We start from the raw sequence: 22,953 nt of genomic DNA on the forward strand, positions 1-22,953 counted from the left end.
AAAGGGCGGTCCGCAGCGATGACCGAGGACACGACCGAGACGACCGAGACGACCGAGACGACCGAGACGACCGAGACGACCGACAGGCCCGACACGGCCGACGCCCCGGGCGAGCGAGACAGCCAGTGGTACGACCACGAGGCAGGGCCCCTCGTACGTCCGTACGCCATGACCGGCGGGCGCACCAAACCCGGCCCCACGGGGGTCCCCTTCGACCTCATCGCCCTCGTCACGCTCGACCCGGGCGCGGCCGGCCCCGACGGCGACGGCACGCTCGGACCGGAACACCGCGCCCTGATCGAGCTGTGCCGCGCGGAGACCCAGTCGGTCGCCGAACTCGCCGCGGGTGCCGACCTGCCCGTCGGGGTGGTCCGGGTGCTCCTCGGGGACCTGCTGGAACTCGGCCGCGTCACCGTGAGCCGCCCCGTACCCCCCGCGCAGCTGCCCGACGAGCGGATCCTGCGCGAGGTGATCGATGGACTGCGAGCCCTGTAGACGCTCGGTCGTCAGACAATGCCGGCACACCAGAGAGAAGTGATCGATGGTCTCCGATAACTCCGACGCCCTCGGCGGCGACAACACCGCGCTGGCGTTGAAGATACTGGTCGCCGGTGGTTTCGGCGTGGGCAAGACGACCCTGGTGGGAGCGGTCAGCGAGATCCGGCCGCTGCGCACCGAGGAACTCCTCAGCCAGGCCGGACAACTGGTGGACGACACCGACGGAGTGGACCAGAAGGTCACGACGACCGTCGCCATGGACTTCGGCCGCATCACCATCCGGTCGGGACTGTCCCTCTACCTGTTCGGCACACCCGGCCAGGACCGCTTCTGGTTCCTGTGGGACGAACTGTCGCAGGGCGCCCTGGGCGCCGTCGTCCTCGCCGACACCCGCCGTCTGGAGGACTGCTTCCCCGCAGTGGACTACTTCGAGCACCGGCACATCCCGTTCGTGGTGGCCGTCAACTGCTTCGCGGGCGCCCGCACCTACGGCGGCCTCGACGTGTCCCGCGCCCTCGACCTCGACCAGGGCACCCCCGTCGTGCTCTGCGACGCCCGCGACCGCGACTCCGGCAAGGAGGTGCTGATCCGGCTCGTCGAGTACGCCGGGCGGATGCACACCGCCCGGCTGCTCGACTCCGTCAGCTGACCGGAACGGCGTGGCGAACGGCCGGCGTCACTCGGCCACGCCGCTCTCCGCCAGCACCTTGTCGAGGGTGACCCGCACCAGGACTTCACCGGGCACGCCGTTGCGCGCTCCGTACTCCTCGGCGCGGTCCTCGCCCATGTACCGCGCCCCGATCCGGGCCGCCCAGTGCCGCAGCTCGTCCAGGTCCTCCGACAGCCGCGCGCGGCCCCGCAGCACCACGTAGGCGAAGGGCGGCCGGTCGTCGTCCACGCAGAGGGCGACCCGGCCGTCGCGGGCCAGATTGCGCCCCTTCACCGTGTCCTTGCCCGTGGTGAACACCACCTCGTCGCCGTCCAGCAGGAACCAGATGGGCGCCACATGGGGACTCCCGTCCTCCCGGACGGTCGACAACTTTCCGGTGCGGGTGCCGTGCGAGACGAACTCCCGCCATTGCGTGTCGGTCATCTTGTGTGCCATGCCGCCATCCTCCTTGCCCGCGCGTCGCTCCTGGGGAAGGCTGGCGGAGAGATCCTCCGGCCAGGGGGAGACATCACACGGGGAGACCGGATCATGGCGCAGAACCAGGGACTTGGCTGGCTGCTGGACGACCTGACCGAGCGCGTCGAACAAGTGCGGCACGCACTGGTCCTGTCCAACGACGGACTGGTGACGGGCGCGAGCACGGGACTGCGGCGTGAGGACGCCGAACATCTGGCCGCCGTCGCGTCCGGACTGCACAGCCTCGCCAAGGGATCGGGCCGCCACTTCGGCGCGGGCGGCGTCCGCCAGACGATGGTGGAGTTCGACGACGCGGTCCTGTTCGTCACCGCCGCGGGCAACGGCAGCTGTCTGTGCGTGCTCAGCGGCGCGGAGGCCGACATCGGCCAGATCGCGTACGAGATGACACTGCTCGTCAACCGGGTCGGAGAACACCTCGGCGTGGACGCCCGCCTACCGGAACAGGCCCCCGCCGCCGAACGCTGACCAGCGCGTTCGACGTCCCCCGCCAAGTTATCCACAGGCTCGCCGCGCTGTCGGCCGTTCCGGATACCTTTGTGTCACCGCAAACGCACGGAGCGTGAGCGGGCGACTCCACGGGGGAGACCATCGATGTCAGGCGACACCATCACCACGACGGACCACCTCACCTGGGCACCGGGCCGCGCCGCCCGCGAACTGGGCCTCAAGCGCACCGAGTTCGACCTCGCGGTGCACCTCGGCCGCATCCGCACGGTGCCCGACGAAGGAGGCGGCGGCCGCCGTGTCCCACACGCCGAGATCGACCGGCTGCGCTCGGCGGAGGGCTTCCCCGAAGCGCTCCTCGACAGCCTGCGGACGGTGGGCACACGCGAGGCCGCGGCCGTCATGGGCATCACGGAGACCAGGTTCACCCGCCTCGCACGCCTGGGGCTGGTGGCGCCGGTGCGCTTCTACGTGAACCGCTATCGAGCCCTGGTCTGGCTCTATCTGGCCGACGAGCTACGGCAGTTCACCGCCGACGAGAAGAACACCGCGCTGCTGAAAGGCCGCGCACCCGAAGGCCTGCGGGACCAGTTGAACGCCGGGCTCGACCTGCGGCCCCGGAACTGGCGGGGACGGCACCTGGGATTCCTGCTGCGACAGGCCCACGACCCCTGGGAGCGGGCCGCGGCGCCGGCCGCCCTGCTCGCCCCCGTCCAGATCGCGGAACTGGTCAAGGACCCCTACGAACGCGCCCACCTGAACCGCTTCCGGCCGGATCCTCCAGGGCAGAGCACACCAGGCTCTCCCGCCGCCCAGCTCGCCGCGCGGATCGCGACAGCCGACGACCCCGACGAGATCGCCTGGCTGCGCGCCGACCTGACCCAGGCCCTGGCGGAAGCCCGTGAACAGCGACCCGCACCCCGCCCGGCACCACGGCGGACACCGCCCGCGCCCCTCCACCCCGGGCACGAGCCCGAGCAGCCCGAGCCGGAGCCCGCGTGCGAGCCGGAGCGGCAGCGCGGCCTGCTTCGATGGCTGCGCCGCAGAAGCTCCTGAACTACAGCGCCCGGAACAGCCCCTCCTGGACGACGGACACCAGCAGACGGCCCTGAAGATCGTAGATCCGGCCACGGGCCAGGCCCCGGCCACCCGTCGCGATCGGCGACTCCTGGTCGTACAGGAACCACTCGTCAGCGCGGAACGGCCGGTGGAACCACATCGCGTGGTCCAGCGACGCCATGTCGAAGCCCCGCGGGCCCCACAGCGGCTCGACCGGAATGCGCACGGCGTCCAGGAGGGTCATGTCACTGGCGTAGGTCAGCGCGCAGGTGTGCACCAGCGGATCGTCCCCCAGCGGACCGACTGCCCGCATCCACACCGCGCTGCGCGGCTCGGCACCCTCGACCTCGTCGGGCGTCCAGCGCAGCCGGTCCACATAGCGGATGTCGAACGGCTGGCGGCGTGCCATCCGCTCCAACTGCTCGGGCAGCGCGCCCAGATGCTGACGGATCTCGTCGACGACCGTCGGCAGGGACTCCGGGACCGGCACCTTCCGGGTCGGCGGCAACTGGTGCTCGAAGCTCCCTTCCTCAGGCTTGTGAAAGGAGGCGGTGAGATTGAAGATCGTGCGGCCCTGCTGCACGGCCGTGACCCGGCGGGTCGTGAACGACCGCCCGTCGCGGACCCGTTCGACCTGGTACACGATCGGCACGCCCGGCCGGCCCGGGCGCAGGAAGTACGCGTGCAACGAGTGCACCGGACGGTCGCCCTCCGTGGTGCGGCCGGCGGCGACCAGCGCCTGGCCGGCCACCTGGCCGCCGAAGACCCGTTGCAGGGACTCCTCGGGGCTGCGGCCACGGAAGATGTTGACCTCGATCTGCTCCAGGTCGAGCAGGTCGACGAGCCTTTCGGCGGGGTTCGTCATGGGTGTCGTTCTCCTGCGCTCACAGCTGGCCGACGTCGGTGACCCGGACCACGGCGCGGCCCTCGGCGTCGGACGCGGCGAGGTCGATCTCGGCGCTGATGCCCCAGTCGTGGTCGCCGTTCGGGTCGTCGAAGATCTGGCGGACGCGCCACAGGCCGTTCTGCGGCTCCTCCTCGATCAGCAGCAGCTTGGGGCCACGCGCGTTCGGACCGGTACCGAGCTCCTCGTACTCGTCCCAGTACTTGTCCATCGCCTCGCCCCAGGCGTCGGCGTCCCAGCCGGACTCGGCGTCCAGCTCGCCCAGCTCGTCGATCTGGTCCAGGGCGGCCAGCTCGACCCGGCGGAACATCGCGTTGCGGACCAGGACCCGGAAGGCCCGCGCGTTGGTGGTGACCGGCTTGACCTGGTCGGCCTTCTCCTGGGCCTCCTCGGCTGTCATCTCCTCCGGGTTGGCCAGCTGCTCCCACTCGTCGAGCAGGCTGGAGTCGACCTGGCGCACCATCTCGCCCAGCCACTCGATCAGATCCTGGAGGTCCTCGGACTTCAGGTCGTCGGGGACGGTGTGGTCGAGCGCCTTGTAGGCACCGGCCAGGTACCGCAGCACGATGCCCTCGGTGCGCGCCAGCTCGTAGTAGGACACCAGCTCCGTGAAGGACAGCGCCCGCTCGTACATGTCCCGGATCACGGACTTCGGCGAAAGCGGATGGTCACCGACCCAGGGGTGGCTCTTGCGGTACGTGTTGTACGCGTGGGAGAGCAGCTCTTCCAGGGGCTTCGGGTAGGTGACGTCCTGGAGTCGCTCCATGCGCTCCTCGTACTCGACGCCGTCCGCCTTCATCGCGGCCACCGCCTCGCCGCGCGCCTTGTTCTGCTGGGCGACGAGGATCTGCCGCGGGTCGTCCAGCGTGGACTCCACCACGGACACCATGTCCAGCGCGTACGACGGCGACTCCGGGTCCAGCAGCTCGAACGCGGCGAGCGCGAAGGTGGACAGCGGCTGGTTCAGCGCGAAGTCCTGCTGCAGATCCACGGTGAGGCGCACGATGCGGCCCTCGGCGTCCGGCTCGTCCAGCTTCTCGACGATGCCGCCGTCCAGCAGCGAGCGGTAGATCGCGATCGCGCGCCGGATGTGCCGCAGCTGCTGCTTGCGCGGCTCGTGGTTGTCCTCCAGCAGATGACGCATCGCCTCGAAGGCGTTGCCGGGCCGCGCGATCACCGACAGCAACATGGTGTGCGTCACCCGGAAGCGGGACGTCAGTGGCTCCGGTTCGGAGGCGATCAGCTTCTCGAAGGTGTCCTCCGACCACGCCACGAACCCCTCGGGCGCCTTCTTGCGGACCACCTTGCGGCGCTTCTTCGGGTCGTCGCCCGCCTTGGCGAGCGCCTTCTCGTTCTCGATGACGTGCTCGGGGGCCTGCGCCACGACGAAACCCGCCGTGTCGAAACCGGCGCGCCCGGCACGGCCCGCGATCTGGTGGAACTCCCGCGCGCGCAGCGTGCGCACCCGGCTGCCGTCGTACTTGGTCAGCGCCGTGAACATCACCGTGCGGATGGGGACGTTGACGCCGACGCCGAGCGTGTCGGTGCCGCAGATGACCTTCAGCAGACCGGCCTGGGCCAGCTTCTCCACCAGACGCCGGTACTTCGGCAGCATGCCGGCGTGATGCACACCGATCCCGTGCCGCACGTACCGGGAGAGGTTGCGGCCGAACTTCGTGGTGAAGCGGAAGTTGCCGATCAGCTCGGCGATCTGCTCCTTCTCCTCACGCGAGCACATGTTGATGCTCATCAGCGCCTGTGCCCGCTCCACGGCCTGCGCCTGGGTGAAGTGCACGATGTAGACGGGCGCCTGCCGGGTCTGCAGCAGTTCGGTCAGGGTCTCGGTGAGCGGCGTGCGCCGGTACTCGTAGGACAGCGGGACCGGGCGGGTCGCCGAGCGGACCACCGAGGTCGGCCGGCCGGTGCGCCGGGTGAGGTCCTTCTCGAACATCGAGACGTCGCCGAGCGTCGCCGACATCAGGATGAACTGCGCCTGCGGCAGCTCCAGGAGCGGAATCTGCCAGGCCCAGCCGCGGTCCGGCTCCGCGTAGAAGTGGAACTCGTCCATGACGACCTGGCCGACGTCCGCGTGCTTGCCGTCGCGCAGCGCGATCGACGCGAGGACCTCGGCGGTGCAGCAGATGACCGGGGCGTCGGCGTTGACGGACGCGTCGCCGGTCAGCATGCCGACGTTCTCGGTGCCGAACAGCTTGCACAGCTCGAAGAACTTCTCCGAGACCAGCGCCTTGATCGGGGCCGTGTAGAAGGTGACCTCGTCACGGGCGAGCGCGGCGAAGTGGGCACCGGCGGCGATCATGCTCTTGCCGGAGCCGGTGGGCGTCGACACGATCACGTTCGCGCCGGAGACCACCTCGATCAGCGCCTCCTCCTGGTGGGGGTAGAGGGTCAGACCGCGCTCCTGAGTCCACGACTCGAAGGCTTCGTACAGGGCGTCGGGGTCGGCGGTCGGCGGCAGCTGATCGATGAGGGTCACGCCCCCATCTTGCCTGGCCTCCCGCTCGATGCGGGAATCGGATGCCCGTACGAAGATCGCGAACGCTACGCTGTGTCGCCGACGCGGCGTCAGCGCAGCGGGTCAACTGGACAGCGGCACACGAGCAACAGGGCGGGCAACGGCGATGATGGGACCAGCACACTCACTCTCCGGTGCCGCGGCCTGGCTCGGCGTGGGGGCGGCCGCCGCCGCAGCGGGGCACACCATGCCCTGGCCGGTGCTGCTGGCCGGCGCGCTGATCTGCGCCGGGGCCGCTCTCGCCCCCGACCTCGACCACAAGGCGGCGACCATCTCACGGGCCTTCGGCCCGCTCTCGCGCGGCCTGTGCGAGATCGTCGACAAGCTGTCGTACGCGGTCTACAAGTCCACCAGGAAGCAGGGCGACCCGCGTCGCTCCGGGGGGCACCGCACGCTGACGCACACCTGGGTGTGGGCGGTGCTGATCGGCGGTGGTGCGTCGGCGCTGGCGATCACCGGCGGGCGCTGGGCGGTGCTGGCGCTCCTCTTCGTTCACATGGTGCTGGCGATCGAGGGGCTGCTGTGGCGGGCGGCCCGGGGGTCCAGCAGCGACGTCCTGGTGTGGCTGCTGGCCGCGACCAGCGCGTGGATCCTCGCCGGGGTGCTGGACAAGCCGGGCAACGGGTCGGACTGGTTGTTCACCGGGCCCGGTCAGGAGTACCTGTGGCTGGGACTGCCGATCGTGCTGGGTGCGCTGGTGCACGACATCGGGGACGCGCTGACCGTCTCGGGCTGCCCGATCCTGTGGCCCATCCCGATCGGGCGCAAGCGCTGGTATCCGGTGGGCCCGCCCAAGGCGATGCGCTTCCGGGCGGGCAGCTGGGTCGAGCTGAAGGTGCTGATGCCGGCGTTCATGCTGCTCGGGGGAGTGGGCGGCGCCGCCGCACTCAACGTCATCTGAGGCGCGCCGCCGCCCGGCGGGCCGAAGCGTCCGGCTCAGCTCTGCCCGGTGCTCTCGCCGTAGCGCCGCTCGAAGCGGGCGATGCGGCCCTCCGTGTCCACCGTGCGGGCCTTGCCGGTGTAGAAGGGGTGGCTCTCGGAGGAGATCTCCACGTCCACGACCGGGTAGGTCTCGCCGTCGTCCCAGTCGATGGTCTGGTCGCTGGTCGCCGTGGACCGGGTGAGGAAGGCGTAGCCGGCGGCCCGGTCGCGGAAGACGACGGGGTGGTACTCGGGGTGCTTGTCCTGCTGCATGGCTGCTCCAGGTGGGGCGGTGGCAGGGGAGAGGGGCCGAGGACGGCGGGGGCGGCCGGTCGGTCAGCCGGACAGGGACTCCTCGTCGACGATGTGCATCGCGGCCTCCTCGGCGGAGGCGGCGGCGCCGTCGATACCGACGTCCGTGGCGACCAGCGCGGCCTCCTCGTCCTCGTGCGCGCCTTCGTCCGGGGCGACGAGACGGCCCGAGCGGGCGGCACCGACCTCGTTGTCCAGGAGTTCCCCGTCCGTCTCCGTGGTGTCTCCGAGGCCGTCGCCGTCCGGGGCGGTGAGCTCGGGCTGCTCCTCCGCCAGCCGCTGGTCCAGGCTCTCACCGGCCTGACGTTCGGCCGCTGTGACACCGGTGTGCTCCACGGCCCACGGCCGCTCCGGAGGGGACCAGCCCCGGTCGAGGGGATCCTCGACACCGTCGTACTCGAGGGTGTCCTCCGCGTCGAGCAGCCCGGTGTCCTCGCGCTGGTCGGACGCGTCGGGCTGGTAGACGTCGTCTCCCCATCCGTCGGCGCTGTTCACGGGAACCTCCAGAAGGTGGGGACGGGGTCGTTCTCACCGCGTCGGGCGGCGGACCGCGACCGTCCGTGCCGGGGGCACAGGCTCTGCCCGCCGGGGACTGCGAGCGTGCCCCCGAGCCGGTGCCGCCGTTATCCAGCCTTCCACCCCTGTTCGGAACCGCGCAACGGCAAGGGGCCGGGAGGCGGCCGCCGGGGCTCCAGGACGGTTCCCCGCGCGCTCGGCGGGCCGAGTCCGGCCACCCGGTCGGCATGCCGGTCGGCATGCCGACCGGCACCGAACGCGGCTGCCCGGCACGCGGCTGCACCGGATACGAACGCCCCGGCACCGGGAGCCCCGGCACCGGCAGCCCCCGCGGACGTGACGGGGCTCAGCCCCCGGGGGACGCCCCGTGGGACAAGCGGCTCACCCGTGCCAGGACCTCCACAGCGCCGCGTACGCCCCGTTCGCGGCGACCAGTTCCGTGTGGCTGCCCAGTTCGCTGATGCGGCCGTTCTCGACGACGGCGATGACGTCGGCGTCGTGGGCGGTGTGCAGCCGGTGGGCGATGGCGACGACGGTACGGCCGTCCAGGACGCGGGCCAGGGACCGTTCCAGGTGGCGGGCGGCGCGCGGGTCGAGCAGGGACGTCGCCTCGTCCAGCACCAGTGTGTGCGGGTCGGCCAGCACCAGGCGGGCCAGGGCGATCTGCTGGGCCTGCGCCGGGGTGAGCGCGAGTCCGCCCGAGCCGACCTCGGTGTCCAGGCCGTCGTCCAGGGCCCGCGCCCACCCGTCGGCGTCCACCGCGCCGAGCGCCGCCCACAGCTCGGCGTCCGCGGCGTCAGTGCGGGCGAGCAGCAGGTTGTCGCGCAGGGAGCCCACGAAGACGTGGTGCTCCTGGTTGACCAGGGCCACGTGGGAGCGGACCCGCTCGGCCGGCATCCGGGACAGCTCGGCGCCGCCGAGGGTGATCCGGCCGTCGCGGGGCGCGTAGATCCCGGCGAGCAGCCGGCCCAGGGTGGACTTGCCCGCGCCCGAGGGGCCCACCAGTGCCATCCGGGTGCCGGGGGCGACCTCCAGGGACACCTTGCGCAGGACGTCGACGCCCTCCAGGTAGCCGAAGCGCACCTGGTCGGCGTGCACGTCGCGGCCGTCCGGCACCACCGACGCGTCACCGGCGTCCGGCTCGATGTCCCGGACCCCGACCAGCCGGGCCAGCGACACCTGTGCGACCTGGAGTTCGTCGTACCAGCGCAGGATCAGCCCGACCGGGTCGACCAGCATCTGGGCGATCAGCGCGCCCGTGGTGAGCTGCCCGACGCCCATCCAGCCCTGCAGGACGAAGACACCGCCGACCATCAGGACCGAGCCGAGGATCGTCACGTGGGTGAGGCTGATGACCGGGATGAGCACCGACCGCAGCCACAAGGTGTACCGCTCCCAGGCGGTCCACTCGCGGATCCGCCGCTGCGACAGCTCGATGCGCCGCCGGCCCAGCCGGTGCGCCTCGATGGTGCGGCCGGCGTCCACGGTCTCGGCGAGCGCGGCGGCCACGGCGGCGTACCCGGCGGCCTCGGACCGGTAGGCGGCGGGCGCCCGGCGGAAGTACCAGCGGCAGCCGGCCACCAGCAGCGGCAGGGCGAGCAGCACGGCGGCGCCCAGCGGGGGCGCGGTGACGACCAGTCCGCCGAGCAGCAGAACCGCCCACACCACCGCGATCGCCAGTTGGGGCACGGCCTCGCGCATGGCGTTGGCGAGCCGGTCGATGTCGGTGGTGATCCGGGAGAGCAGATCGCCCGTGCCGGCCCGTTCCAGGACGCCCGGCGGGAGGCCGACCGAGCGGACGAGGAAGTCCTCGCGCAGGTCGGCGAGCATCCGCTCGCCGAGCATCGCTCCGCGCAGCCGTACCTGGTGGACGAAGGCGGCCTGCACCAGCAGGGCCACGAGGAACAGCGTCGCCGTGAGCCCGAGCCGCAGTTCCCGGTCGCCGTCCGACACCCGCTCGACGAGCCCGCCCAGCAGGTACGGGCCCGCCATGGAGGCGACCACGGCGACCGTGTTCACGCCGATGAGCAGCAGGAAGGCACGGTGGTGCCGGCGGAACAGTTCGGCCACGTAGGCGCGGCAGGTCGCGGGGGCGCCGACGGGCAGGGTGTTCGCCGTCGTCGGGGCCGCCGGGTCGTAGGCCGGTGGCGCCACGCCGATCATGCGGTCTCCTCGATCTCTTCGAGCTCGTCCAACTTGTTCAACTTGCTCAACTCGTCCAGCTCGTCCAGCTCGTCGAGGACGTCACCGGCCGAGTCCTGCTCCTCGTCCGTCTCCTCGTCCGTCTCGCGGGTCACCACCGCGCGGTACCGCGGCTCCTCGTGCACCAGCTCCCGGTGCGTCCCGACCGCCGCGGCCTCGCCCTCGTGCACCAGCACCACCCGGTCCGCGCGGTCCAGCAGCAGCGGCGAGGAGGTGAACACGACCGTCGTACGGCCGTCGCGCAGGTCCCGCAGACCCTCGGCGATCCGCGCCTCGGTGTGGGAGTCGACGGCCGACGTCGGCTCGTCCAGCACCAGCACCTCGGGGTCGGTGAGCAGCGACCGGGCGAGTGCCAGCCGCTGGCGCTGGCCGCCCGACAGGGACCGGCCGCGTTCGGTGATCCGGGCGTCCATCGGGTCGTCGGCTCCGAGCGAACCCTGCACGAGGGCGGCCAGTACGTCCTCGCACTGCGCGGCCGCCAGCGCCGCGGCGGCGCTGACCGCGCCCGAGGCAGGCACGTCGAGCAGGTCCCGCAGGGTGCCCGAGAGGAGCACCGGGTCCTTGTCCTGGACGAGGACGGCCGTGCGGGCGGAGTCGAGCGGCAGCTCGTCGAGCGGCACCCCGCCGAGCAGGGCGGACGTGCCCGCCTCGGAGGAGTGCCCGCCCAGCCGCTCCGCCAGCCGTCCGGCCGCGTCCGGGTCGCCGCAGACCACCGCGGTGAACCGGCCGGCAGGGGCGAGCAGACCGGTGGCCGGGTCGTACAGGTCTCCGGACGGCAGTTCGGCGGCGCGTGATCCCTCGGTGTCGGTGGCCCGCTCCAGCGACAGCACACGCGCGGCCCGCCGGGCCGAGGGACGCGAGAAGGAGTACGCCATCGCGATCTCCTCGAAGTGCCGCAGCGGGTAAGTCATGATCATGACGGAGCTGTAGACGGTGACCAGCTCGCCGACGCTGAGCCGGCCCTCACGGGCCAGGTGGACGCCGTACCAGACGACCGTGACTAGCAGCAGTCCCGGCAGCAGCACCTGGATCGCGGAGATCAGTGACCACATGCGGGCGCTGCGCACGGCCGCCTGGCGGACTTCCTGGGAGGCGCGGCGGTAGCGGTCCAGGAACAGTTCCTCGCCGCCGATGCCGCGCAGCACCCGCAGGCCCGCCACGGTGTCGGAGGCCAGTTCGGTGGCCCGCCCCGCCTTCTCGCGCTGGACGTCGGCCCGTCGGGTCGCGCGGGGAAGCAGCGGCAGTACCGCGAGCGCCAGCACGGGCAGGCCGACCGCGACGACGACTCCGAGCGCGGGCTGGTAGACGACCAGACCGACGGCGACCAGCACGACGGTGAGGGCGGCGGCGGTGAACCGGGACACGGCCTCCACGAACCAGCCGATCTTCTCCACGTCACCGGTGGAGACGGCCACCACCTCACCGGCCGCGACCCGCCGGGTCAGTGCCGAGCCGAGCTGTGCGGCCTTGCGGGCCAGCAGTTGCTGGACGCGGGCGGCGGCGGTGATCCAGTTGGTGACGGCGGCGCGGTGCAGGAAGGTGTCGCCGACCGCGACGCCGATCCCGCACAGCGCCAGCAGTCCGCCCGCGAGAGCGAGCCGGGAGCCGGAGCGGTCGACGACGGCCTCGACGGCGAACCCGACGCAGAACGGCAGCATGGAGACGGAGAGGAAGTGCAACAGGCCCCAGGCCAGCGACTTCAGCTGGCCGCCCAGCTGGTTCCGGCCGAGCCACCACAGGAATCGGGGCCCCGAGCGCGCGTCCGGCACACCCGGGTCGGGGAACGGAAGGTCTTGGATCTGCATGACGTCCCAGGGGCTCGTGTCAAGGGATGAACGGCGACAGCAAACCGTGCAAGGTTGACGTCCGGCGCAGGCCGATAGCAAGCGCTTTTCCACCGGAGCGCACGAAACAGGCAATGCGTGGGCGGGTGATGAGTGGCGGGTGATGGTGGGAGGGTCGGGAGGTGGCCGACGGGTGGCCGAGGCGGCCTCGTTGCGGGTGCCGCCGAACTCGCGTAGAACCCCCGCAATGAGAAGCCGGTTCATCATGTCCATGCTCACCGGAGCGGCCCTCCTGGCCGGCACCCTGGTCGGCGCGACCGGTGCCCGGGCGGCCGACGTGCCCGCCGAATTCGGCACCGACTGGCACGACCCGGTCACCGCCGCCCCGCCCGTCCCCAAGCCGGACACCAAGTCCTGCGAAGTCACCCTCGCCGAGGCCCGGTTCCGCGACTTCACCCCCTACCGCGGCACCTACACCCCGCCCGACGACTGCGGCGACCGCTGGAGCAAGGTGGTCCTGCGGCTCGACGGCAACGTGAAGGGCCGTCAGTACGACCGTCTGGGATACGTCAGCGTCGGCGGCGTCGAGATCTTCCGCACCTCGACCCCGCAGCCGTCACCGGACGGCATCGAGTGGTCCGTCGAGAAGGACGTCACCCGCTACACCCCCACCCTCCGCCATGCCCAGGACGTCGAGATGCTGATCGGCAACGTCGTCGACGACACCTACACGGGCGTCATCGACGTCAAGGTCACGCTGACCTTCTACGCCGACGGCCGCCACGACCACACCGCCGGCCCCGCCGAGCCGGCAGTGGCCGACCGGGGCATACCCGACCGCGTCCTCACCCTCACCGCCGACTCGACCCTCACCACCCCACGCAACAGCGAACGCGTCATCGCCGAGGTGTACGCCACGGGCTCCGGCGGGGGCTGCGAGGAGTACTGGTACCTGACGGTGCCGCCCGCCGCGCCCTACTCCTGCCAGGCCGACGACGGCCCGTACCGCGAGGTGCGGATCCGGGTCGACGGGCAACTGGCCGGAATCGCCGCGCCGTTCCCGACCGTGTGGACCGGCGGCTGGTCCAACCCCTTCCTCTGGTACGTCGTCCCGGGCCCGCGCGCCTTCGACGTCAAGCCCCTCACCTACGACCTCACCCCCTTCGCCGGACTCCTCAACGACGGCCGCCCGCACCGGATCGAGGTCTCCGTCGCCGGCCTGCCCGAGGGCCGCGCCGGCTGGGGCACCCCCGTCAACGTCCTGGTCTGGCAGGACGAGAAGCGCGCTCACGTGCCGGGCGGGCTCATCACCTCCCAGGCGGGCGCTCCGCCGAACTCCTCGACGTACACGCCGGATTCGGAGAACCAGGAGCACCGCGTGGACACCGAGGGCGGTGGTCGGCTGACCGTCTCCGGGTACGCCGACACCTCGCACGGCCGGGTCACCACCACCGTCAGCCGCACCCTGGCCCACACCTCCACGCACCGCTGGACCGACGGCGAGAGAACGGACGCGCTCGACGCCGAGTGGAGCGACGCCGAGACGGTGACCGTCGACGGACGCGGACCGGCACGTTCCACGCGCACCCAGCGGACGTACACGATGGACGGCACGACCACCCTCGGCGCGGGGGACCGGCTCCGTACCGTGCTGACCCTCGGCGACCGGGCCACGGCCGTCACCACGCAGGGCGGCCGGCGCACCGCCTGGTCACGGCTCGACGACACCTACACCGGCGACGCCACCTACACCGCGAACGTACCGCGCGACCAGCGGCACGCGGTCGGCACGACGAGCGAGCGCTACCGGCTGTACGGATCGCAGGCCGGCCGATCCGGGTGCTACCACCGTACGCTCACGACCGTTCAGGGCGTGCTCACGGAGGACCGGGCCGACTGCTGAGGCGGAACCGCTGAGAGGAAGTCGCTGAGGCGAAGCTGCCGAGACGAGCGAGAAAGGTTTCAGCAGCTCCGCTCGCCGCCCCCGTCCACCAACGTGTCCAGCAACCCCTCGAGCATGCTCCGCTGATCATCCGACAGCGGCGCCAGGATCTCGTCGGCCGCGGAGCGCCGCGCTCCCCGCAGTTCGCTCAGCGCCTTGCGGCCGTCGTCGGTCAGCTCTACGCGGATCACCCGCCGGTTCGCCGGATCCGGCACCCGGCGCACCTTGCCGCTCGCCTCCAGCCCGTCGACCAGCGTCGTCACGGCCCGCGGCACGACCTCCAGGCGCTCCGCGAGGTCGGCCATACGGGGCGGCGAGCCGTAGTGCGCGAGCGTGCGCAGCAGCCGGGACTGGGCGGGGGTGATACCCAGGCCGCGCTGTTCCAGATGACGCTTCTGGATGCGGTGCACCCGGCGGGTGAGCCGCAGCAGCTGCTCGGCGAGCAGGGCGTCGGGATCGGGCGTGGTCATACGGGAACAATATCAGGACACCGTTCATTGTGAGTATAGGTAACAATGAGCTACGATCCTCAATCGGTCCCGTCCCTCCGTAGGAGCCCATGCACCCCGACAACGAACCCGCCTGGAGCCCGCCCGCCGACGCCAAGGAACAGCCCCGGCAGGTGCGCCGCATCCTCGCGCTCTTCCGCCCCTACCGCGGCCGTCTCGCCGTCGTCGGCCTGCTGGTCGGCGCCTCGTCCGTGGTCTCGGTGGCCACGCCGTTCCTGCTGAAGGCAATCCTCGACGTCGCGATCCCGCAGCAGCGCACCGGCCTGCTCACCCTGCTCGCGCTGGGGATGATCCTCAGCGCCGTCCTCACCAGCGTCTTCGGCGTGCTGCAGACTCTGGTCTCCACCACGGTCGGCCAGCGGGTCATGCACGATCTGCGCACCGCGGTCTACGGCCGCCTGCAGCGCATGTCGCTGGCGTTCTTCACCCGCACCCGCACCGGCGAGGTCCAGTCCCGCATCGCCAATGACATCGGCGGCATGCAGGCCACCGTCACCTCCACCGCGACCTCGCTGGTCTCCAACCTCACCGGCGTGATCGCAACGATCGTCGCGATGATCGCCCTGGACTGGCGGCTGACCGTGGTCTCGCTGATCCTGCTGCCGGTCTTCGTGTGGATCAGCCGCCGGGTGGGCAACGAGCGCCGGAAGATCACCACCCAGCGCCAGAAACAGATGGCCACCATGGCCGCCACGGTCACCGAGTCGCTGTCGGTCAGCGGCATCCTGCTCGGCCGCACCATGGGCCGCGCGGAGTCGCTGACGAAGTCGTTCGCCGACGAGTCGGAGCGCCTGGTGGACCTGGAGGTCCGCTCGAACATGGCGGGCCGCTGGCGGATGGCGGTGATCACGATCGTCATGGCCGCCCTGCCCGCCGTCATCTACTGGACCGCCGGCCTCGCCCTGGCCCTCGGCGGCCCGGACGTCTCCCTCGGCACGATCGTCGCCTTCGTCTCCCTCCAGCAGGGCCTGTTCCGTCCGACGGTTAGCCTGCTCGGCACCGGCGTGCAGATCCAGACCTCGCTGGCGCTCTTCCAGCGCATCTTCGAGTACCTCGACCTGCCGATCGACATCACCGAGCGGGAGAGCCCGGTCCGTCTCGACAAGGTCAAGGGCGAGGTCCGCTTCGAGAACGTCGAGTTCCGCTACGACGACCAGGGCGCCCCCGTCCTCGACGGCATCGACCTCACCGTCCCGGCCGGCGGCAGTCTCGCGATCGTCGGCCCGACCGGTGCCGGCAAGTCCACCCTCGGCTACCTGGTGCCCCGGCTGTACGACGTGACGGGCGGCCGGGTCACCCTCGACGGCGTCGACGTGCGCGACCTCGACTTCGACACCCTCGCCCGCGCGGTCGGCGTGGTCTCCCAGGAGACGTACCTCTTCCACGCGACCGTCGCCGACAACCTGCGCTTCGCCAAGCCCGACGCCACCGACGAGGAGCTGCACGAGGCGGCCCGCGCCGCCCAGATCCACGACCACATCGCGGCCCTGCCCGACGGGTACGACACCGTGGTCGGCGAGCGTGGCCACCGGTTCTCGGGCGGCGAGAAGCAGCGGCTGGCCATCGCCCGCACCATCCTGCGCGATCCGCCGGTGCTGATCCTCGACGAGGCGACCAGCGCCCTGGACACCGGCACCGAGCACGCGGTGCAGCAGGCGATCGACGCGCTCTCGGCGGGCCGTACCACGCTCACCATCGCGCACCGCCTGTCCACCGTCCGGGGCGCCGACCAGATCGTGGTGCTCGACTCCGGCCGCGCGGCCGAACGGGGCACGCACGAGCAGCTGCTGGCGCTGGACGGGCGCTACGCGGCGTTGGTGCGCAGGGACGCCCAATTGGAGCCGACAAGATGAAGATATGCCGGAGTGTGCCGGATTTGTGACGATATGCGGGTTACCGTGCCCGCATGCAGATGAACACTCCGTCACGGAAAACGATCCGACTGACGCGCCGGGGCCGCCTGGCCCTCATCGCGACCGGAGCTGTCGTGGCCGGCACCGCCGTGGCGGTGCCGCTGCTGACCGTCCAGGACCAGGAGGAGGAGAAGAAGCCCACCTCCCTCGTCATCCGCGAGGGCTGGCGCGCCGCCCAGGTCTACGCGGCCGTCGACAAGGCCCTCGAACTGCCCCCGGGCGCCACCAAGAAATCGCTGGACCAGGCCGACCTCAAGCTGCCGATCGACGCCGAGGGCAACCCGGAGGGCTACCTCTTCCCGGCGAGGTATCCGCTGGCGGAGAAGACCACGCCCGAGGAACTGCTGACGGCGATGGTCGACACCGCGAACAAGAAGTTCAACGGCGCCCCGATCGCCGCCGGCGCCCAGCGCAACGCCATGAACGTCTACCAGGCCGTCACCATCGCCAGCCTCGTCCAGGCCGAGGCCGCCAGCAAGGCCGACATGGGCAAGGTGGCCCGGGTGATCTTCAACCGGCTGGAACGCGGCATGCCCCTGCAGATGGACTCCACCATCAACTACGCCCTCGACCGGGCACCGGCGTCGACCACGCTGGAGGACACCCGCATCGACAGCCCCTACAACTCGTACCAGCGCATGGGGCTGCCGCCCACGCCGATCGACAACCCGGGCGAGGAGGCGGTGCGGGCCGCGATCAGCCCGACGCCGGGCGACTGGCTGTACTACGTCACGGTCAAGCCGGGCGACACCCGCTTCACCGCCGAGTACAAAGAGCACCAGCGCAATCTGGCCGAGTTCGACGCGCGGCAGAAGAGCGCCGACGCCGCGCGGAAGAGCCAGAGCCCGAAGGAGTGAGCCGGAGCCCGAAGGGGTGACCCCGAGCCCGACGGGACATCATGCCGGGACCGGTTCCCCGTCGAGCAGTCTCCTGATGTCCCGTACGGCGGCGCGGCCCGCCCGGTTGGCGCCGATGGTGCTCGCCGACGGACCGTAGCCGACCAGATGAACGCGCGGATCGACGACCGCGCGCGTCCCCTCGATGCGGATGCCGCCACCCGGCTCGCGCAGTCTCAGCGGCGTCAGATGGTCGATCGCGGCGCGGAACCCGGTCGCCCAGAGAATGACGTCGGCTTCCATGTGCCGTCCGTCCTGCCACGCCACCCCGTCGGGGGTGATCCGGTCGAACATCGGCTGCCGGTCGAGGACCCCGTCGGCCAGGCCCTGCCGGATCGCGTCGTTCAACGGGAGCCCGGTGACCGACACCACACTCTTCGGCGGCAGTCCCTGCCGCACCCGCTCCTCGACCAGCGCGACCGCCGCGCGGCCCGCGTTCTCGTCGAACGGCACCTCCCGGAAGACCGGCGGCCGCCGCGTCACCCAGGTGGTGGCCGCCGCGTACGGCGCGATCTCCAGCAGATGCTGCGTGCCGGAGGCGCCCCCGCCGACCACGACCACCCGCTGCCCGGCGAACTCCTCGGGCCCCGGGTACTGCGCGGTGTGCAACTGCCGCCCGCGGAAGGACTCCTGGCCGGGATAGCGCGGCCAGAAGGGCCGGTCCCAGGTGCCGGTCGCGTTGATCAACGCCCGCGTCGCCCAGGTCCCCGCGGAGGTCTCCACCAGCAGCCGCCCGTCCGGGCCTTCCCGGACGGCCCGTACGTCGACGGGCCGCCGCACCCGCAGGTCGAAGGTCCGCTCGTACGTGGCGAAGTACTCGCTGATGACCTCCGCCGACGGCCGCGCCGGATCGGCCCCCGTCAGCTCCATCCCCGGCAGCGCGTGCATCCCGTGCACCTTGCCGTACGTCAGGGACGGCCACCGGAACTGCCAGGCGCCGCCCGGGCCGGGGGAGTGGTCCAGCACCACGAAGTCGCGGTCCGGCTCGAAGCCGGTCCGGCGCAGGTGGTAGGCGCCGGCAAGTCCGGCCTGACCTGCGCCTACGACGACTACCTCGACCTCGCGTGTGTTGTTCACGCTTCTACCAACAGGGGTGAGGCCGTGGGTCTTCCCGGAGCGGTCCCGGCCGGTCATCGGGGCCCCGCGCCGTTCCCGGCCCAGTGCGTCGACGAGGCCGTGCCGCGGCGGTCGACGGACATCTCGCTCGCTGGACTCGCGGTATCGGAAGCCGGGTGGTCGTGGGGCGGTCGTGGGGCACGGGCGCGGGGCGGATGGGTCAGGATGGGGGCATGTCAGATGCGTTCACGACCCGAGTACTGAACATCGCCTCCGGCTCCGCGGAGACCGTCGTCGACCTCACCCGCGACTGCGAGGCCTTCCTCCAGGAAGCGGCCGCCGGGCGCGACGGCCTCCTCAACGTCTTCGTGCCGCACGCCACCGCCGGCATCGCGATCATCGAGACGGGCGCGGGCAGCGACGACGACCTGCTCGCCGCCCTGCACACCCTGCTCCCCGCCGACGACCGCTGGCAGCACCGCCACGGCAGCCCCGGCCACGGCCGCGACCACGTCCTGCCCGCCTTCGTCCCGCCGCACGCCACCCTGCCGGTGCTCGACGGCCGCCTGGAGCTGGGCACTTGGCAGTCGGTGTGCCTGGTGGACACCAACCGGGACAACCCGAACCGGCAGGTCCGGCTCAGCTTCCTCGGCTGACGAGGGGCGCGGGGCGCGCGCTCGACGCGTCCCGCGCCGATTGCGCGGGCACGGCGGTCATGCCCTGCCCTGCCTTGCCCCGCCCAGTCCGGTCTGATCAGACGATCATCCTCACCTGATCGAAGCAGTCGGACCGCTCTCCGGGGCGCGGTGTCCGCATTGTCCGCATACGGTGATCGCGGACCACGAGCGGCGTCGTTCCCGTTCGGCGTGGAGAGAAAGAGGCTGGCATGCCCGTGAACGTCACCTACCCGGGCGTCTACATCGACGAGGTCAAGAGTTCCGTACGGACGATCACGGGCGTACCGACATCGGTCGCCGCCTTCGTCGGCTACGCGCCACGAGGTCCCGCCGACCGGCCCGTACACATCACGGGCTGGGCCGACTACGAGGCCGCCTTCGGCGGGCTCCAGGCCAACTGCCCGATGAGCTACGCCGTCTACCAGTTCTATCTGAACGGGGGCAGCGAGGCTGAGATCGTCCGGGTGGTCAAGGCGGACGAGAAGCCCGTCCGTCTGCCGCTCGGGCCGAGCGCGCCCGGCACGGAGTCCTCCCGTACGTCGGGACCGCCTCCGAAGGGGAACGAGAGCGGGGAGGCGACCGCCGAGGGCGGGGGCGGAGAGAGCCCCACTCCTACCCCCGCCCCCACCCCTGCCGAGGAGAAGAAGAAAGGTCGGGGCGGCGGCGAGCCGGCAGGCGGCGAGCGTTCGAGCGGCAGGACCCACGCCGCCCCACCCGCGCTCGTGGCCGTCTCACCTGGCCGCTGGGGGCGGAACCTGCGGGCCAGGGTCGACCACGACACGCCCGCGGAGCTGGAACCCGAGAAGGGCCGGCGGACGTTGTTCAACCTGACCGTCCGTGACGTGCTGACCGGCGAAGTGGAGACGTACCTCAATGCCAGCGTCAGGCCGGACAGTCCCCGCAATCTCGCCAACCTGCTGGAGACATCCAAGCTGGTCCGTGTTGATCCCCAGACCCCGATCGACACGGTGCCCCCGCCCAACTCGGAGGTGGAAGCCGGAGTCGACCCGTTCTCCCTGAGACCGGACGAGTCGGCGCAGGGCCAGCTGCCGTACTACGCCCCGGCCGAGGCCAACAAGGGAGCCGACGACGACGAACGTTCCCTGGAGCCCAAGGACTACATGGGCAATGCCGCGCTCAAGACCGGCCTGCACCAGCTGTTGAAGACGGACATCTTCAACATCCTCTGCCTGCCCGACGTGCCCTGGCTCGACCAGCAGCTAAAGGACAAAGGCGGCGCGAAGCCGTTCCAGGACGCCGCCCTCAAGCTCTGCGTCGACAGACGCGCCATCCTCCTGGTCGACCCGCCACCGAGCTGGACGGAGCCGCAGTCCGGTGACGGAGCCGGCGCCGTGAGCGCCGTGGTGCAGCACATCACGGACGTGGAAGCGGGAGACCCCGGCAAGAACGCCGCCGTCTACTACCCCCAGATCCTCGCCCCGGACCCCCTGCGCCAGGGCGCCCTGCGGGCCTTCCCGCCGTCCGGCGTGATGGCCGGCGTGCTGGCCCGCACCGATGTCCAGCGCGGAGTGTGGAAGGCGCCCGCGGGCACCGATGCCTCACTCACCGGCGTCAGCGAACTCGAGGTGCCGCTGACCGACCTGGAGATCGGCCGGCTCAACCCGCTCGGCGTCAACTGCCTGCGCCGGCTGCCCGCCGCGGGCCCGGTCGCCTGGGGAGCGCGCACCCTGCGCGGCGCCGACCGGCTCGCCGACGAATGGAAGTACCTCCCGGTGCGCCGGCTCGCGCTCTTCATCGAGGAGAGCCTGTTCCGCGGCACCCACTGGGTGGTGTTCGAACCCAACGACGAGCCGCTGTGGGCGTCCATCCGCCTGAACGTCGGCGCCTTCATGAACTCTCTTTTCCGCGCGGGCGCCTTCCAGGGCCGCACCCCCCAGGAGGCCTACCTGGTCAAGTGCGACAAGGACACCAACCCGCAGAACGACATCGACCGCGGAATCGTCAACATCCACGTCGGCTTCGCACCGCTCAAGCCCGCCGAGTTCGTGATCGTCCACATCCAGCAGCTCGCCGGCCAGATCCAGGTCTAGGAGGACGACGATGCCGGAAGTGACGCGCCGGGACCCCTTCAAGAACTTCCGCTTCAAGGTCAAGTTCAGCGGGGAGACCGCCTACATCGCGGGAATCAGCCAGGTCAGCGGGCTCAAGCGGACGACCGAGGTCATCCGTCACCGCGACGGCGGCGACCCCGGCACCAGCCGGAAACTGCCGGGCCGCACCGAGTACGAGGCCATCACCTTGGAACGCGGATGCACCGTCGACACCGCCTTCGAGGAGTGGGCCAACCGCATCTGGAGCCTTCGCAACTCCGCCGGCGGCCTGGAGACCTCCCTCAAGGACTTCCGCCGGGACCTCATCATCGACGTCTTCGACGAGGCCGGGAAGCAGGTGCTGTCCTACTCCGTCCGCGAGGCCTGGGTGTCGGAGTACCAGGGACTGCCCGAACTCGACGCCGGGTCCGCCGGGGTCGCCTTCGAACGCATCACCGTGGAGCACCACGGCTGGGTGCGGGAGAAGACCAGCCCACCCGAGGACTCCCAGTTCACCGACATCGCCGGGTGATGAGCAGTGCCGCGGTCGCTGACGGAGGCGAACGTCCTCGACGTGTGGGAGAGCGGGCTCGGCCGCACGCCGGCGGTCCGGGCCCTGCTGCTCGCCTCGTTGGCGGCACCCGCGGGTCACGACGTCGCGGACCTGCCGCTCAGCGCCCTGAACGCCCTGCTGCTGGAACTGCGGTCCGGGGCGTTCGGCGACCGGCTGCCCTGCGTCACCGACTGCCCCCAGTGCGGTGAGAGCCTCGACGTCACCGTCTCCACGGGCGAGTTGTGGGCGCAGTGGGCCTCCCGGGCCGCCCCGGCGACCCGTGAACGGGCCGAACCCGCCACCGCGACGCTGACCGCGCACGGCATGGAGATCACCTTCCGCGCGCTCACCGCCCGCGACGTAGGGTCCGTCGACCCCGCTGCGCCCCGCGCCCGCCAGCACCTGCTGCGGCGCTGCGTGGTCGACGTCTCCCCGAGCGAAGGCGAGATCCCGGACCAGGCCCTGGAGGAGATCGCCCGCAGGCTGCCCGGCCTGGACCCCGGCGCGGATCCGTCGTTCACGCTGGACTGCCCGCAGTGCGAGCACCGGTGGGAGGCGCCGCTCGACATCGCCGACCACCTGTGGACCGACGTGAGCGGCTACGCGCACCGGCTGCTGCACGAGGTGCACGCCCTGGCCCGGGCCTACGGCTGGTCGGAGGCCGACGCGCTGGCCGTCAGCCCGGTGCGGCGGCAGTTCTACCTGGAGGCGACCGCGGAATGAGCGACTTCGTGGCCCGGCTGCTCGGGGCACCGGGACCGTGGCTGCGGCCCCTGGCACCCAACGTCTTCGACCCTGCGGCACCGCGGTTGCCCGGTGGGCAGGTGGTCGATGACGGGTGGGAGGAGGGCGAATCGGAAGCGGGACCGGGATCGAGATCGGGATCGGGATCGGTGGGCCGGGGGGTGGCGGCTGTGGGCGGCACCGCGGCTGTGGCGGGGGCTGCGGGGACTGTGGTGTCGGCCGTGCCTGAGCTGGAGTCGATGTGGACGCCGGGGGGTGATGAGGGTGAGGGAGAGGTTGAACCCATGGGCCC

21 protein-coding genes are annotated in these 22,953 nt (G+C 71.5%); 12 read left to right on the forward strand and 9 right to left on the reverse strand.

All coding sequences use genetic code 11. The features are described from left to right. The first annotated feature begins 18 nt into the window (after positions 1-18). Positions 19-495 carry a DUF742 domain-containing protein gene (locus tag ACSU6L_RS32910; RefSeq protein WP_437062736.1) on the forward strand — a complete coding sequence of 159 codons (477 nt, stop codon included), beginning with the start codon at positions 19-21 and terminating at the stop codon, positions 493-495. Between the two features lie 46 nt (positions 496-541). Continuing rightward, complete coding sequence (locus tag ACSU6L_RS32915; protein WP_437062738.1) at positions 542-1,147, forward strand: GTP-binding protein; 606 nt, start codon at positions 542-544, stop codon at positions 1,145-1,147. A gap of 27 nt (positions 1,148-1,174) precedes the next feature. On the opposite strand, the gene ACSU6L_RS32920 is transcribed toward ACSU6L_RS32915, so the two are convergent. Then, positions 1,175-1,603 carry a PPOX class F420-dependent oxidoreductase gene (locus tag ACSU6L_RS32920; RefSeq protein ID WP_437062740.1) on the reverse strand — a complete coding sequence of 143 codons (429 nt, stop codon included), beginning with the start codon at positions 1,601-1,603 and terminating at the stop codon, positions 1,175-1,177. A 93-nt stretch (positions 1,604-1,696) separates the two neighbouring features. Here ACSU6L_RS32920 and ACSU6L_RS32925 point away from each other — a divergent pair, with 93 nt between their 5' ends. Beyond that, on the forward strand, positions 1,697-2,110 hold the full coding sequence (locus ACSU6L_RS32925) for a roadblock/LC7 domain-containing protein (protein WP_437062742.1): 414 nt from the start codon (positions 1,697-1,699) through the stop codon (positions 2,108-2,110). Between the two features lie 126 nt (positions 2,111-2,236). Then, positions 2,237-3,145, forward strand: coding sequence for a DUF6397 family protein (locus tag ACSU6L_RS32930; protein ID WP_437062744.1), 909 nt, complete (start codon positions 2,237-2,239; stop codon positions 3,143-3,145). A 1-nt stretch (position 3,146) separates the two neighbouring features. Here the strand turns inward: ACSU6L_RS32930 and ACSU6L_RS32935 are convergent, their stop codons facing one another. Together ACSU6L_RS32935 and ACSU6L_RS32940 are read right to left on the reverse strand one after the other, a co-directional pair. After that, positions 3,147-4,013 carry an acyl-CoA thioesterase gene (locus ACSU6L_RS32935; protein WP_437062746.1) on the reverse strand — a complete coding sequence of 289 codons (867 nt, stop codon included), beginning with the start codon at positions 4,011-4,013 and terminating at the stop codon, positions 3,147-3,149. A gap of 19 nt (positions 4,014-4,032) precedes the next feature. After that, a complete protein-coding gene (locus ACSU6L_RS32940; protein WP_437062748.1) occupies positions 4,033-6,546 on the reverse strand; it encodes a DEAD/DEAH box helicase in 2,514 nt (837 codons plus the stop codon). Positions 6,547-6,691: 145 nt separating this feature from the next. Here ACSU6L_RS32940 and ACSU6L_RS32945 point away from each other — a divergent pair, with 145 nt between their 5' ends. Next, positions 6,692-7,486: a metal-dependent hydrolase gene (locus tag ACSU6L_RS32945; RefSeq protein ID WP_365511169.1), complete on the forward strand. Its 795-nt coding sequence runs from the start codon at positions 6,692-6,694 to the stop codon at positions 7,484-7,486. A gap of 35 nt (positions 7,487-7,521) precedes the next feature. Here the strand turns inward: ACSU6L_RS32945 and ACSU6L_RS32950 are convergent, their stop codons facing one another. The 4 genes from ACSU6L_RS32950 to ACSU6L_RS32965 all read right to left on the reverse strand — a co-directional run bounded on the left by ACSU6L_RS32950 (position 7,522) and on the right by ACSU6L_RS32965 (position 12,341). Beyond that, a complete protein-coding gene (locus ACSU6L_RS32950) occupies positions 7,522-7,779 on the reverse strand; it encodes a type B 50S ribosomal protein L31 (RefSeq protein ID WP_073943614.1) in 258 nt (85 codons plus the stop codon). Between the two features lie 63 nt (positions 7,780-7,842). After that, a complete protein-coding gene (locus tag ACSU6L_RS32955) occupies positions 7,843-8,313 on the reverse strand; it encodes a DUF5709 domain-containing protein (protein ID WP_437062751.1) in 471 nt (156 codons plus the stop codon). Between the two features lie 402 nt (positions 8,314-8,715). Then, positions 8,716-10,497 carry an ABC transporter ATP-binding protein gene (locus ACSU6L_RS32960; RefSeq protein WP_437062753.1) on the reverse strand — a complete coding sequence of 594 codons (1,782 nt, stop codon included), beginning with the start codon at positions 10,495-10,497 and terminating at the stop codon, positions 8,716-8,718. Then, the gene (locus ACSU6L_RS32965) at positions 10,494-12,341 is read right to left on the reverse strand and encodes an ABC transporter transmembrane domain-containing protein (RefSeq protein ID WP_437062755.1); all 1,848 of its coding nucleotides are present in this window, start codon (positions 12,339-12,341) and stop codon (positions 10,494-10,496) included. Before ACSU6L_RS32965 ends, ACSU6L_RS32960 begins: the two co-directional genes overlap by 4 nt. Before the next feature lie 226 nt (positions 12,342-12,567). Here ACSU6L_RS32965 and ACSU6L_RS32970 point away from each other — a divergent pair, with 226 nt between their 5' ends. After that, positions 12,568-14,223 (forward strand): peptide-N4-asparagine amidase, encoded by a 1,656-nt coding sequence (locus ACSU6L_RS32970; RefSeq protein WP_437062757.1) that lies wholly within the window; start codon positions 12,568-12,570, stop codon positions 14,221-14,223. Positions 14,224-14,282: 59 nt separating this feature from the next. On the opposite strand, the gene ACSU6L_RS32975 is transcribed toward ACSU6L_RS32970, so the two are convergent. Next, positions 14,283-14,732: a MarR family winged helix-turn-helix transcriptional regulator gene (locus ACSU6L_RS32975; protein ID WP_437062759.1), complete on the reverse strand. Its 450-nt coding sequence runs from the start codon at positions 14,730-14,732 to the stop codon at positions 14,283-14,285. Positions 14,733-14,821: 89 nt separating this feature from the next. On the opposite strand from ACSU6L_RS32975, the gene ACSU6L_RS32980 reads away from it, so the two are divergent. Together ACSU6L_RS32980 and mltG are read left to right on the forward strand one after the other, a co-directional pair. Beyond that, on the forward strand, positions 14,822-16,624 hold the full coding sequence (locus ACSU6L_RS32980; RefSeq protein ID WP_437062761.1) for an ABC transporter ATP-binding protein: 1,803 nt from the start codon (positions 14,822-14,824) through the stop codon (positions 16,622-16,624). 53 nt (positions 16,625-16,677) lie between these two features. Next, positions 16,678-17,541, forward strand: coding sequence for an endolytic transglycosylase MltG (gene mltG, locus ACSU6L_RS32985; protein ID WP_437062763.1), 864 nt, complete (start codon positions 16,678-16,680; stop codon positions 17,539-17,541). 39 nt (positions 17,542-17,580) lie between these two features. On the opposite strand, the gene ACSU6L_RS32990 is transcribed toward mltG, so the two are convergent. Continuing rightward, positions 17,581-18,657, reverse strand: a complete 1,077-nt coding sequence (locus ACSU6L_RS32990; RefSeq protein ID WP_437062765.1) for an NAD(P)-binding domain-containing protein — start codon at positions 18,655-18,657, stop codon at positions 17,581-17,583. Positions 18,658-18,869: 212 nt separating this feature from the next. Between ACSU6L_RS32990 and ACSU6L_RS32995 the strand changes: the two genes are divergently transcribed. From ACSU6L_RS32995 to ACSU6L_RS33010, 4 genes are all read left to right on the forward strand, one after another. Beyond that, positions 18,870-19,292, forward strand: coding sequence for a secondary thiamine-phosphate synthase enzyme YjbQ (locus tag ACSU6L_RS32995; RefSeq protein WP_437062767.1), 423 nt, complete (start codon positions 18,870-18,872; stop codon positions 19,290-19,292). Positions 19,293-19,522: 230 nt separating this feature from the next. Beyond that, complete coding sequence (locus ACSU6L_RS33000) at positions 19,523-21,364, forward strand: phage tail sheath family protein (protein WP_437062769.1); 1,842 nt, start codon at positions 19,523-19,525, stop codon at positions 21,362-21,364. 10 nt (positions 21,365-21,374) lie between these two features. Beyond that, positions 21,375-21,896 carry a phage tail protein gene (locus ACSU6L_RS33005; protein WP_437062771.1) on the forward strand — a complete coding sequence of 174 codons (522 nt, stop codon included), beginning with the start codon at positions 21,375-21,377 and terminating at the stop codon, positions 21,894-21,896. 6 nt (positions 21,897-21,902) lie between these two features. After that, on the forward strand, positions 21,903-22,640 hold the full coding sequence (locus ACSU6L_RS33010) for a hypothetical protein (RefSeq protein ID WP_437062773.1): 738 nt from the start codon (positions 21,903-21,905) through the stop codon (positions 22,638-22,640). Positions 22,641-22,953: the final 313 nt, after the last annotated feature.

The sequence above is a fragment of the Streptomyces sp. enrichment culture genome (genome assembly GCF_964272855.1).
In the GTDB taxonomy this organism is placed as follows: Bacteria; Actinomycetota; Actinomycetes; order Streptomycetales; family Streptomycetaceae; genus Streptomyces.